13 protein-coding genes are annotated in these 12929 nt (G+C 49.5%); 9 read left to right on the forward strand and 4 right to left on the reverse strand.

Annotation, left to right across the window (positions count from 1 at the left end; genetic code table 11):
- Positions 1-68 precede the first annotated feature (68 nt).
- The 4 genes from ACNRUY_RS12965 (at position 69) to ACNRUY_RS12980 (ending at position 4130) form a co-directional block, all read left to right on the forward strand.
- A complete protein-coding gene (locus ACNRUY_RS12965; protein ID WP_488112064.1) occupies positions 69-554 on the forward strand; it encodes a glutathione peroxidase in 486 nt (161 codons plus the stop codon).
- 39 nt (positions 555-593) lie between these two features.
- On the forward strand, positions 594-1733 hold the full coding sequence (locus ACNRUY_RS12970) for a PilT/PilU family type 4a pilus ATPase (RefSeq protein WP_488112065.1): 1140 nt from the start codon (positions 594-596) through the stop codon (positions 1731-1733).
- A gap of 140 nt (positions 1734-1873) precedes the next feature.
- The gene (locus ACNRUY_RS12975; protein WP_488112066.1) at positions 1874-2716 is read left to right on the forward strand and encodes a mechanosensitive ion channel domain-containing protein; all 843 of its coding nucleotides are present in this window, start codon (positions 1874-1876) and stop codon (positions 2714-2716) included.
- A 235-nt stretch (positions 2717-2951) separates the two neighbouring features.
- Positions 2952-4130 (forward strand): hypothetical protein, encoded by a 1179-nt coding sequence (locus tag ACNRUY_RS12980; RefSeq protein ID WP_488112067.1) that lies wholly within the window; start codon positions 2952-2954, stop codon positions 4128-4130.
- A gap of 55 nt (positions 4131-4185) precedes the next feature.
- Here ACNRUY_RS12980 and ACNRUY_RS12985 read toward each other — a convergent pair whose 3' ends face one another.
- Together ACNRUY_RS12985 and ACNRUY_RS12990 are read right to left on the reverse strand one after the other, a co-directional pair.
- Entirely contained in the window at positions 4186-4662 is a 477-nt protein-coding gene (locus tag ACNRUY_RS12985; RefSeq protein ID WP_488112068.1) for an N-acetyltransferase family protein, read from the reverse strand.
- Positions 4663-4702: 40 nt separating this feature from the next.
- Complete coding sequence (locus ACNRUY_RS12990) at positions 4703-5335, reverse strand: hypothetical protein (protein WP_488112069.1); 633 nt, start codon at positions 5333-5335, stop codon at positions 4703-4705.
- A 427-nt stretch (positions 5336-5762) separates the two neighbouring features.
- Here ACNRUY_RS12990 and ACNRUY_RS12995 point away from each other — a divergent pair, with 427 nt between their 5' ends.
- From ACNRUY_RS12995 to ACNRUY_RS13005, 3 genes are all read left to right on the forward strand, one after another.
- Complete coding sequence (locus ACNRUY_RS12995) at positions 5763-5909, forward strand: hypothetical protein (protein ID WP_488112070.1); 147 nt, start codon at positions 5763-5765, stop codon at positions 5907-5909.
- Between the two features lie 224 nt (positions 5910-6133).
- A complete protein-coding gene (locus ACNRUY_RS13000; protein ID WP_488112071.1) occupies positions 6134-7042 on the forward strand; it encodes a hypothetical protein in 909 nt (302 codons plus the stop codon).
- 86 nt (positions 7043-7128) lie between these two features.
- Positions 7129-7842: a type 1 glutamine amidotransferase gene (locus ACNRUY_RS13005; protein WP_488112072.1), complete on the forward strand. Its 714-nt coding sequence runs from the start codon at positions 7129-7131 to the stop codon at positions 7840-7842.
- Between the two features lie 6 nt (positions 7843-7848).
- Here the strand turns inward: ACNRUY_RS13005 and ACNRUY_RS13010 are convergent, their stop codons facing one another.
- Complete coding sequence (locus ACNRUY_RS13010) at positions 7849-8376, reverse strand: hypothetical protein (RefSeq protein ID WP_488112073.1); 528 nt, start codon at positions 8374-8376, stop codon at positions 7849-7851.
- Positions 8373-10181, reverse strand: a complete 1809-nt coding sequence (radD, locus tag ACNRUY_RS13015; protein ID WP_488112074.1) for a DNA repair helicase RadD — start codon at positions 10179-10181, stop codon at positions 8373-8375. The genes ACNRUY_RS13010 and radD overlap by 4 nt, the downstream gene beginning before the upstream one ends.
- 136 nt (positions 10182-10317) lie before the next feature.
- On the opposite strand from radD, the gene ACNRUY_RS13020 reads away from it, so the two are divergent.
- Both ACNRUY_RS13020 and ACNRUY_RS13025 read left to right on the forward strand, forming a co-directional pair.
- On the forward strand, positions 10318-11595 hold the full coding sequence (locus tag ACNRUY_RS13020; protein WP_488112075.1) for an O-acetylhomoserine aminocarboxypropyltransferase/cysteine synthase family protein: 1278 nt from the start codon (positions 10318-10320) through the stop codon (positions 11593-11595).
- 249 nt (positions 11596-11844) lie between these two features.
- Positions 11845-12810, forward strand: coding sequence for a hypothetical protein (locus ACNRUY_RS13025; RefSeq protein WP_488112076.1), 966 nt, complete (start codon positions 11845-11847; stop codon positions 12808-12810).
- Positions 12811-12929: the final 119 nt, after the last annotated feature.

Here is a 12929-nt window from a genome sequence, read left to right on the forward strand (position 1 = left end):
GATTTTCCACCGTGCAGATGAGGCATCTGTACTTACAATAATTAAAAATTGCTGCTGAGGTTCATACGATGGAACTGCAGAAATACACCATGCCACTGCTCAATGGCCAGCTTCAGTCTCTTGGAGATTACCAGGGCAAGGTGGTTCTGATTGTCAATACGGCCAGTAAGTGTGGTTTTACGCCTCAATATCAGGGGCTTGAGCATCTCCATAATCGATACAAAGATCAGGGACTGGTCATTCTGGGATTTCCCTGTAACCAGTTTGGTCGTCAGGAGCCCGGGGACAGCGGTGAAATTGGCGCTTTCTGTGAAAAGAACTACGGTGTTACGTTTCCCGTTTTTGAAAAAATAGAGGTGAATGGAGAGGGAGCTACACCGCTGTATAAAGACCTTAAAACGGCTGCGCCCGGGCTGCTGGGTACCCAGAAAATCAAATGGAATTTCACCAAGTTTCTGTTGAACCGCAAGGGTGAAGTGATGGGGCGTTATGCGCCTACCACCAAGCCGGAAGACCTGGAAGAGGACATCTGCCTGGCATTAAGGGAGGCCTGACGGGGCCGACAACAGTAGGAGGTCCTGAAACCCTGTGTTATGCAGAAGGCTCTCTTTACTGTGGATATCAATAAAGCCCTGTCCCTGCTGGCTGACCGCAATGGCTCGGAGCTGTTTGTTACGGTGGGCTATCCCCCCTGCCTGAAGATTAACAATCAGCTGGTGGCTGCCGGCAACAACCCTTTAAGCAGCGAGCAGGTTCAGCTGGCCCTTCAAAAGCTCATGGGCGGTGATCGATACCAGTCTTTCTGTCAATGTCTGGAGAGTAATTACGCCTTCCAGCATGGGGAGGCGGGACGTTTCCGGGTCAGTGCTTTTTTCCAGAAAGGCGAGCCAGGGATGGTGGTTCGTCGTATCCACCACCATATCCCGACGATGGATGAGCTGGGGCTTCCCGCTCATCTGGGTGACCAGATTCTTCAGGAACGGGGGTTGATCCTGATCACCGGGGCCGCAGGCTCAGGTAAAAGCACTTCAATGGCCGCTCTGGTGAATCATCGGAATCAACAGGGCAAAGGGCACATCATCACCATTGAGGACCCCATTGAATTTATCCACAGCCATCAGGGGTGCATTGTGACCCAGCGTGAAGTGGGTCTTGATACCACCAGCTATGAGGAAGGGCTTGCTAATGCTCTGCGACAGGCGCCTGATCTGGTGGTGATTGGAGAGATTCGCTCTCCCAGGGTAATGAGGCACACCATGGATTTCGTCGAGACAGGGCACCTGTGTATCGCAACCCTCCATGCCAACAATGCCTACCAGGCTCTTGAGCGGGTCATTCACTTTTTCCCCCAGGAACAGCACTCTGAAGTGCTTCTTGATTTGTCTCTCAGCATCCGGGCGGTCATCGGACAGCAGTTGATTCCTTCAGAAAAGGGTGACTCTGTCTGGGCTGCCCATGAAGTGCTATTAAACTCCCCGGCCATGGCAGAGCTGATCAAGAAAGGGCGGATCGATGAAATCAATGAGCTGATGGAGCGCTCTGCAGAAGAGGGTATGCAGTCCACAGATCAGGCCGTGTTCAGTCTGTTCAAGGCGGGTCGGATTTCAGCGGAACAGGCGCTTCGTCATGCCAACTCGGCCAATAACATGAGACTGAAGATCAAAATGGCGGGGCATTCTGAGGGGGGGGGAGATACCAGTGGCATGGATCAACTCCGGGTCTGTGATGATTGATTCCGGACATTAACCCTCTATTTTAACCGCGTTGGAAAAAGCGATCACTGTCCACTAAATTCCAGGTGTAACCCCTTCTTTCTATTGCTTACCTTACTGCTTCCCACTTGTTCAGCTTCTGCTTTCAGCAAGGAGTTCCCATGGATACTGAAATTCTGGATCAGTCTGCCCACTGGCTTCATAACAACCAGGGCTTGTTTATTGAGTACTCGGTCAATCTGGTGGCAGCCATACTGACATTGGTTATCGGGATTTATGTTGCCCGTCTCATCAGCAGAACGATGGAAAAGGTCATGCTGAAGAGGAATATGGACGGCATCATCGCCAGTTTTGTCAGCCATCTGATGAAATACCTGATTCTGGCCTTTGTGATTGCCGCCGCTCTTGGCCGGATTGGGATACAAACGGCCTCTCTGGTGGCTGTTATCGGTGCTGCCGGGCTGGCAATAGGGCTGGCACTGCAAGGGTCGCTGTCCAATTTTGCTGCCGGTGTTCTGCTGATCATCTTCCGTCCATTGAAAATGGGCGAATTTGTGGAGGTGGGAGGAGTTTCCGGAAAGGTTGAAGCGGTACATGTTTTCACCACAACACTGATCAGCCCGGATAACAAAATGGTCGTGGTGCCAAACAACAATATTCTCAGTAACAACATCATCAACTACACCCGTACGGGACAGAGGCGAGTGGATCTCACTATAGGAGTCAGTTACTCCGCTGATTTAAAGAGAACACGGGAAGTGGTTCAGAAGGTCCTTGAAGACGATGCCAGGGTGCTGAAAAGTCCTGCCTGGACCATCGGTGTTTGTGCCCTGGCGGACTCCTCTGTCAATTTTGTGGTGCGCCCCTGGGTTAAGTCGGTTGACTACTGGGATGTTTTTTTTGAACTTCATGAAAAGATCAAATTGGCTCTGGATGAGGCCGGTATTGAAATACCTTTCCCACAAAGGGATGTGCACCTTATCCCTGGTGAAGCGGCTGCCTGACCCTGCTTGTCTGATTGGTTGCTTTACGGCCTGACTCCTTCCAAATCGCTTTCTCTCCCCCTTTCTCTGATTGGCTCTGAAAGGGGGGCCGCTTTTATCCGGGGCTGTGAAACAGTGTTGATCGTTACCGACTTCATCTTCTGGCAAAAGTGCAATGTTATACTATAACAATTTACCTTAGCCATTGAAACGCTGGGTAAAATCGATGATCAATAGCCGTAAAACCAGAAGATGGATGTTACAAAGTACAGGCCGCTCTCTTTCAGGGTTGCTGGCCTTTCCCCTGGCTCTGTCTGGTTCCATTGCCCTTGCCGACAGTCTGTTTGACCCCGAGTTCAGCCTGATACTGGATGGGTATTATCAGTCCGGGACAAAGGCCCTGAGTGAAAAGGACAAAGGGTTTGGGTTGGGGCACACAGAGTTAAGCATCCGTTCACCTGTTGATGACCTGTTCTATGGAACATTGACCGGAGTGGTGCACCAGCATGATCATAAAGCTGAGTTTGAGCTTGAGGAGGCTTTTATCAAGACACTTTCGCTTCCGGCAGGCGTTTCAGTAAGGGCTGGACGGTTTTTTTCCGGGGTGGGGTATTTGAACAGTCAGCATGTGCATGAGGACGCTTTTACGGATCGACCTGCTGTGTATCGTGCGCTTCTGGGATCACACTATTACGACGATGGCGTTGGCTTTGAGCTGGTGATGCCAGTAGATCTTCGCTGGAGGATTGGAGCAGAAGCCTTCAGCGGCAGAAAAATGAGGGCTCATGAACTTGCTAATCCAGAATCAGTAGGGGTTTTCACGGGTTATACCAAAATCGGCGGAGATCTTGGAGAGAGCCACAGCTGGCAGGTTGGACTGAGTTATCTTCGAAACCGTAATGGCCTTTCGCCTTTACCCTCAATGCACCATCACGATGACGAACACAGTCATGATCATGTTCACGAAATACACAAAGACGACCATGGCCACAGCCATACTGCCCGATATACAGGTAAGCAACTTTATGGCGTGGACATGGCCTGGAAGTGGACCGGTGAGCATGATAGGGGTAACAGCCTGACCCTTTCCGGGGAGTATCTGAGGGCAGACAAAGTCACTGAGCTACCACTGGAGAAAAATTACCATGATGGCTGGTATCTTGGCAGTGTCTATCAGATTAACCCTCAATGGGCCGGGGGGATCCGTTATGGTGAATTCTCAGGGCAGCAGGCCCTGACCACCGTTGAACCGCATCGGCAACAGTTGAAAGAAACCGAGCTGATGGTCTCCTGGAGCCACTCCCATTGGTCCGTTGTGCGCCTGCAGTATACCCATCAACAGGGCGATGGCTTTCATCCGATCGACGACAACATCGTTACGCTTCAGTACGTGATGACCTTTGGAGCTCATGACCATGACACTCATCACCATTAACTGAAAAGTAGAGAGAGGCTGACCCTTAGGTCAGCCATTTTCAACAAACACTGGTTCAAGCTAACGACAACTGCCAGAAAGCGGTATCAATATACTGACCAAATTTATAACCGCTGCGCTCAAGCACTCCGGCTTTTTTAAACCCCATTTTCCGGTGAAGCTGCTCGCTGCTTTCATTGGGAAGCGCGATAATACTGACAATTTCCCGAATGCCATACTGAGGGGCCTGGTCGAACAGTGCCTGATAAAGCTGTCGGCCAAGGCCTTTTCCCTGAGCCTCGGGTTTGAGATAAACCGAGGCTTCAGCGGTATGACGGTAGGCTTGCCGGGCGTGATATTTTGCCAGATAGGCATAGCCAAGCACTTCATTGTGCTCTTCAGCCACCAGAAACAGGTGCGCTTTTTGGGCTCTCCTGGCCATTTCTTCAGAGTCAACAGGGTCGACTTCGAAGGTGGCGATGCTGTTTATAATGTAGTGGTTGTATATTGCAGTAATGTCCTTTTCGTATCTGGTTGTTGAAGATCTTATCATTTTCCGTATTTACTCGTTTCATGACGGCTGAGAGCTGTATCTATTTTGGAGTACAGACATTAACACAAACCCATTCATAGGCATGATTTTTTCCGTTTGCGCAATCACCATCGTTCAGATTGTCACCCGTTCCACAGCTGTAATTATCGTGAGACACACATTTATCGCCGCGCCCCATTGCGATATCGAAACATTCAGTAAGAGACTTCCTTCCGTGATTAATAGTGACTACTCCTCTCCGTGCCCATGCACATCCTTTTGGTACCCATGAACACTTTTCTGTGCAGTTAATGGATTGTTCTGATTCAGCCACACCTCTGTATATTTTTCCTCCCAAGCTATGACAAACTGCTGCGGAGTCCTGAAGACCAATTTGATGGCCATCATATTCATCAGGCTTTAAACACACTTTATAGGGGTCACTTGGGTCTGAATCCGAAGTTTTCTCAGGCATGGGTCTATCCCAGTTTCCAGGATAGCAGGGGTTGTAATTTGATATAAATGTCTCTTCTCTGACGCTTGGGAATTCATTTTGAAGCGTATAGTGATTCATGTTATGAAGAAACTCGAACTGAGGTGACTTAATGTCATCAGAATCAAATTCACGATGACAGACAGGTTGATTATTGATTAGTTCTACAACGCCCAAAAGGTGCTTGTTATACTTGTACATCTTACATATGTCTCCTTTTTTAGTACCCTCCGATTCTTTCTTCCAGCAAATTTTTGGCCTGGTTTCTGAGTCATAATCTTCATACCTGGCATGCAGCTGGGATGTGAAGAGAATAAGAAAAATAAAACTGTATCGTAAAAATGTATACACCATTACAAAACCTCATTAATAGACTGGTGGGTTGTTATTTATAGACTGTATTTCCATTAGAAGTTTCAATAGTTGTTTGTTATTCCAGAACGAAAGCGAATCATTAGTTACTTATTACAGAAAACTGTGTGAGCCCCATATTTTCTGCTTTGAAGGTAACGGTGTAAGCAGGAGGAGCAGTGTCAGTACGGCTGACACTCTGGTCAGTCAATCCGGGTAAAAATAAGACTAAAGTACATATCAATAGAAAAAGCGGAAGCCCCTGGAACCACAGACCATGGCAGAAGGGATAAAAAAACGGCCTGAAAGCCAGGCCGTAAATGATGAGGATTTGCGAATCACTGGCATCAGCCAGTTAAGTCAGGTCTGGATGTTTGATCAGTGGCAGTCACCTCCGTTGGTGGGTTTTGAGAATGTTTCCTGACTTGCGGTCAGGGGTGGTATATCGGCGCTTGTTGAGAATGATTCTCATTATAGAGTCCTTTGACCAAAGAGCAAGCATTAAATAAAGAAGATTTCTCAGCCAGGCTATTGAAGTATGGGCTTTGCGGGTACAGATAGAAGGAAAGAATGTTTGAACTTTCCGTGAAGGTCAGGGTCTGAACGGTTGAATAAAGAGTTTAAATAAGAAATATGGGAGACATCGTTATGGATATGAGTCCTGGAATGAAGTGTGCTGTTGGTGCTGGTGTATGCCTGGGTGGCGTTGCCGGAGCCGGACTTGCTGTAACGTATGGCCCTTCCCTGGTTGGTTCAGCGGTTAGCCTGGTGGTTAAGGGCAAATTCTTTCAGTGGGGCATTACGGTTGCTGTAAACGGCTATGTTGCTCCTTACTTTCCTGCTATTGGTAAGGCCGTTGGTGGCGCTGCTGGAGGAGGTGGTGTTGTTGGGGGAAAAAAGGTTAAAGATTATGTTGTGGAAAAGGCGGAGGATTATCAGAACCGTAATATCACCACTATGGACCTGAAAGATAATCCTGATGATCAGGATACGGTTCTGGTCAGTAATGGATCCCGCCTTTGGCAAGATGACAGCAAGGAGGCTGTTGAGCTAAGGAAGGCCGTTGAAGCGGAAGACAGGGAGCCAACGCTCCAGGAAACTGACCTGGATGACATGCTCTATGATGAGGACGATGATTGCCGAGGTGCTTCACAGGCTGCTCCTGATTCAGTAGAAGAGATGACTGCAGAGCAGCGAGAAACCTCAGCTGGTAATAGTGATGAGGACAATGACGGTCGAAGTGCCCCCCAGTCTGCTCCAGACTCAGTAGAAGAGGTAGCGCCAGAATTGCAGGAGACCTCAGAGGATGTAAGGGATGAGGAGACTTTTGAAATTATCGAGAATATGCCCTCTGAACTTCAAGTAGAAGATGAGCAGCAGGCAGTGGGTGACCAGCTTTCCAATACAGTAGCTTCCAATACTGAAGGTGGTGACCCGGTAGAAGCAGCTGGAGACGTTCAGAGTAACTCAACTGTAGGCTCTGTTTGCAACAGTGTTCTGGGCTCGTTGGGACAATGGTTTAGTAACGGTAAATATACCAGGTACCTTTTTGGATAAAGCCTGGTCAGCTGTTCTCTAGCTGACAGCCTGTCCAGGTTTTATTAACCTATCAGGGTGAACATATTCAAGGGAATAGGGTTTAGATGAAACACCTGGGTATTCTGCTGTGTGATGACCATCCTCCTGAAGCCATTCCCCGCTTTGGAACCTACGATAACGACTATCGGGTCATGGTGGAGCAAACCATGCCCGGGCAATGGAAGTACTCTGTCTGGCGTTGCTACGAGCAACAATTCCCCCCTTCAACTGACACCTGTGATGCCTGGATAATCAGTGGCAGCAAATCCGCGGTATACGACTCGCTCGACTGGATTCAGCGGTTGAAATCCTTTGTGGTGGAGCTGGATCAGGCGGGCTCAACGCTGCTGGGGATCTGTTTTGGTCATCAGCTGATTCATGCAGCCCTGGGTGGCCGGGTTGAACAATATTCCGGTGGCTGGGGGCTGGGAGCCTACCCGGTGACATTGAAAGCCGGGATTGGAGCGTTCGGTCTTGGCGATGTCCTCAAGGTTCTGGCAGTACATCAGGATCAGGTGATTGAGCCGGCTAACGGGTTCTCGATCGTGGCGGGCTCAGACTTCTGTGTCCATGCCATTACCCGAAAGGGCCATTCGATATTGACCCTGCAGTCCCACCCTGAATTTACTGATGATTTTTTTATAACGGTCTGTGAGCGGATCCGGGATAAGGCTGGAGCTGAGCTGACGGATCGGGTGATTGGCCGGATCGGCCAGCCTGATGACCGACACCCTGTGGGCTCAATGATCACCCGCTTTCTGGCTGGGGAGTCGGTCTAAAAAGGGTTATTTCTCCGAAGTGGGGGACTCTGCCCGGATTCCGGCTTTACGGCATAACTCATCGACCAGCAGCCCACAGTTTCCCTCGGTCACCTGGTCCCTGGGGATTAGCTCCATCCACCCGCTTTTGCCTTTGATGATAATAATGTTGTCTTCCACAGTGACCGCTTTTACCTGCTGATAGGGCTGGGCTGCGGGCTTTACCAGCGATGAAGTGATGTGCAGGCCGGAATCCTGAAGCTCAAGGGTCCGGGTTTCCAGCTCCAGTTCGGGCTGATAATGAAGGCTGTACCGTTTGAGCACCGCGTATTTGAGTGCCAGTTGCAGAATCCAGAAGGTGATGAACGCAGAGCCAAACAGCCCTGATAGCAGAATGGTACTGAGGCTGTCCCTGAACACCAGTAGCGGAAGGAACAGACAGGACAGGGAGGCCGACCAGATCACTGCGGTAAATTTCGGGCTGTGCCTGGCCATCAACTGGTTGATGTGGTTCTGAGCCTGACCAGTAATGGTATAGGTGACACTGACTTTCATGGTTCAAATGCTTTCCTGTATTGCCCTTCATAATCGAACAGCTTGTCCAGCACTTTCCAGTAATGCTTTTCTTTTTGCGCGATGACAAAGTCCGGTTTGCGGAATTTTTTCCGGTTGTGGATAACATTATCCACAGATGAGGCCTTGAAGGGTTCTGCCCGATTGACCAATGCCTGCTTGCCAAACTGATGGTAGAAAACGGTTTGCTGTGAGGGGGTGTCCAGCCGGAAGAACTCACTCAGCTCGGCACCGTCTTCATCGTGATAGATGACTTTTATTCGTGCCCTGCCCTGTTTGTCCTGGTCTGCCTGCATCTCCATGCCGGAGCAGCGGATCACCATGCAGTTTTTCAGGTTCAGGGCATCCCTGAGTTTTTGGTCAGGGTCCACCATGGGTTTCTGGCACTGGTGGCATTTTCGGGCAGCAATATCGTTTTCGGCACCGCACTGGTTGCATTCTTTGAATCGATAACGAAAGTCACACTGAACGGTTTTTCTTTCACTATGGGCATTTGTGTCTTCAATGATTTCAAAACCCTGACAGCGTCGTCCATAGTGCTCAATCAGGTCTCCATCGTTGTCCACCAGTCCCCAGAAACTGTTTTCATGGCCGCAGGCCGGGCAGGGTACAGTGACGGGCACTGCCCGGGAATCCGGTTTTGGGCTGCCCACCTCCGGGCTGAAAAGACTGAAACGGTTGCCCGCGTAATCAATGATCAGGCAATCCTGTTTATCCGGTGACAGCCGCAGGCCCCGTCCGGCAATTTGTTGATAGAGACTCACAGACTCTGTGGGGCGGAGAATCGCAATCAAATCCACATGGGGAGCATCAAAACCGGTGGTGAGCACAGAAACATTGACCAGATACTTCAGTTCCTGCTGTTTGAATGCCCGGATTAACCGGTCCCGCTCCCTGGCCGGTGTATCACCAATAATCAGGGCTGCTTCCTGGTCTGGCAGGTAGCCCATGATCTCACGGGCATGGTCAACGGTTGAGGCAAAGATCATAACGCCTTTTCGTTCCGCGGCTTCTTTGATGACTTGCCGGATAATCTGTTCAGTGGCCCGGGTTTTATCCTGCAGCAGGGTGTTCAGGTCTTTTTCGCGGTAACGGCCAAAGCGGTCCTGGGTCAGCTGACTGAAGTCGTAGAATACAATGGGGGCATCGATGATGCGGGCAGGCGTCAGATAGCCGTTGTTTACCATATAGGAAAGCGGCAGCTCGAAAAGGCAGTTCCTGAAAAAACGCGGGTCTTCGGTTCGCACGGTTCCCTTGTCATGGCCGTTCATGGCATGACGATACTGGTAGAGCCAGCCCATACCCAGGCGATAAGGGGTGGCGGTCAGGCCCAGCACTTTCAGGTTGGGATTCTGTTGCCTGAAATGATCAATCACCTTGTGATAGCTGGAGTTTTTCTCCATGGATACCCGATGGCACTCATCAATGACCAGCAGGGTGAATGGGAGTTCATCGGCACCGCTCTGGAACGAATCAAGGTTTCTGACCACGGACTGCACACTGCCAAAGATGACCTGGTTTTTTGTCTCTTTAAGGCCCAGCCCGGCACTGAAGATAGAAGCCTCCAGGTCATAACTCTGGTATTTGGCATGATTCTGTTCCACCAGCTCTTTAACATGGGCCAGCACCAGCACTCGCCCACGGGCAATCCGCCCCAGTTCTGAAATAACCAGGCTTTTGCCTGCGCCGGTTGGCAGCACCAGCAGTGCAGGATCGCTGGAGTGGCGAAAATGTCGGATAACGCTGTTGACAGCATCTTTCTGATAAGGGCGGAGTTGATAGACCATGAGGGCATTATATCTAGCCTGGAAGACAGGAGTCATCCGGGAGAATGGCTGTCTATGAGCAACTCAGTGTATGATGTGGAGCGCTTTTGCAGCTACACAGAACAATGATAAACCGCCAGTCATCAGGAGTTTTGCCATGAAGTCGGAAACCCTCGCACTCCACGCCGGTTATGAAGGTGACCCAAGCACCCGTGCCGCCACTACGCCCATCTACCAGACCGTGTCCTACACCTTTGATGATACCCAGCACGGTGCTGATCTCTTTGACCTGAAAGTACCAGGCAATATTTATTCGCGGATCATGAACCCAACCAATGCGGTGCTGGAATCCCGGCTGGCGGCACTGGAGGGAGGGATTGGTGCCCTGACAGTGGCCTCAGGCATGATTGCCATCACCTATGCGCTCCAGACCATTGCTGATGCGGGCTGTAACATTGTTTCCACCAGTCAGCTCTATGGCGGTACCTACAACCTGTTTGCCCATACCTTCCCGCGCCAGGGCATAGAGGTGCGTTTTGCTTCCCATGACGATTTCACAGCCCTGGAAGCCTTGATTGATGAGAACACCCGAGCGGTTTTCTGTGAATCCATTGGTAATCCGGCAGGGAATATTGTGGATATCCAGAAACTGGCTGAACTTGCCCACCGCCATGGTGTGCCGCTGGTGGTGGACAACACCGTGGCAACGCCTGTTTTTTGTCGTCCAATTGATCATGGCGCTGATATTGTGGTCCATTCCCTGACCAAGTATGTAGGTGGCCATGGCACCACATTAGGCGGAGTCATTGTGGACAGTGGCAAGTTTGACTGGGTGGCGAATAAAGAGCGCTTTCCCATTCTCAATGAGCCAGACCCGTCCTACCATGGCGTGGTTTATACCGAAGCTCTGGGAGAGGCCGCCTTTATTGGCCGGGCCCGGGTTGTGCCCTTGAGGAATACCGGGGGGGCTCTGGCGGCCCAGAGTGCCTTTCAGCTGATGCAGGGGCTGGAAACACTGGCTCTTCGCATGGAGCGCCACTGTGAAAATGCGGAAAAAGTGGCCGCTTATCTGAATGACCATCCCCAGGTAAACTGGGTGAACTATGGGGGACTGCAAGACAGCCCATACCGGGAAACGGCAGAGAAGATCACGGGAGGCAAGGCATCCGGCATTCTGAGCTTTGGCATCAAGGGGGGCAAGGAAGCGGGTGCTCGATTCATTGATGCACTGCAAATGATTCTGCGGCTGGTGAATATTGGCGATGCCAAGTCCCTGGCCTGCCATCCCGCCTCCACCACGCACCGGCAGTTAAGTCCCCAGGAGCTGGAGTCTGCAGGGGTCACTGAAGATATGGTCCGGTTATCCATTGGCATTGAGCACATTGACGATATTATTGCTGATATTGAGCAGGCGCTTCAGGCCAGTAAAGGTTGATTTTCCAGACCCTGTGCCAGGCAGGTTTCTGTCTGGCATTTTCTTTCTTCAGGGGCTACGAAAGTAGTAGGTTGAACACTCACGCTCCTATTATTAAAAGTTAACTATTTTCGAAAGTTAAACTCTGATCGTTCCGGTTCATCTTCCATTTCCGTTTTTATTTATACCAAAGTATTACTTCCCTTTTTATAAAGGGTTGTTTTAGGTTTGGAAAAAGGTCTAATAGCCAGGTTTGTTGAGATATAGATAATGGAGCCAGTCAGATGGATAAATCCAGGGAGATTAATCATGAAAATAATGACAACCATTGAAAGCTTAAAGTACTTTGTGCAATCAAAGGGTATAGATACAGAGAAAATCGCTGATTATAAAATGCGCAGCGTGAATATTTCTGATATGGAACAATCCAATTTGAATATCATGGGTTGTGCACTGCATAAACAAAAATATCAGGATTTTAAAGAGCAGAGAGCCATCCACTCTGTGCAGGCAACAAAAAACAGTCCTGATGTTTCAAAAAGTCATGATGTGAATCAGGCAAAGAAAAAATACGATGACTATCCGGAAAACTGCACAATGCTCAATGAACTGAGTGAAATTTCGAAGGAAATGATGACCCCCAGGTTGGCAGACATTGCTTATGATGATTATGAAGAAAATATTGAAGCTCTGGATGAATTAAGCCATGTTTCAACAGAGATGCTGAAAGCAGTGCGTACTCCATCAGCCCCTTCTGTATCGGACAATGGTGAATACCGCCTGCTGGAAAAGCAGAATAGGCTGTCGGGTGAGTTGATGCCCAAGCCAGAATGGATACCATCAAAAATGGAGAAAATGGCTCCGATGGACTCCATTGAAGAAGAAATCGTGGATCTTGAAGAACTTGTGGATATTGAAGATATACCGACAGAAACGGATTTTAATAAGACCATTTACCCTGCTATCCGACGTTGTATCAAGGAAGGCAGTATGGATATCATTCCAATCCTGTTGTTTGCTGTAGACACTCCTGAAAAAGTGATGGAAGTGATTGACAGTAACCTTCTGGAAGACATTTGTAAAATACAGTGTGCTGAGCATCGTATACAGGTATTGCTGGATGTTCATGAAGCCATCTCCACCGTAATCAGTGCTGAGATGGGCGATGGAGATACCCGGAAAGCAATGATGGCTTTTTCCAGTATGTTGGAGCTTTTGATTGAGGAAGAAAAATAGAAGACTTCCTCTTTCTACGAATTGCAGGCCTGAGCCAAACCCTCTGAATGACTGTGGTTAACCTCCCAGGTTCAGGCCTGCTTCTTTATCCAGAGGAATACCCTTCATTCGGTATTCCT

It is taken from the genome of Endozoicomonas sp. Z74 (assembly GCF_057680865.1).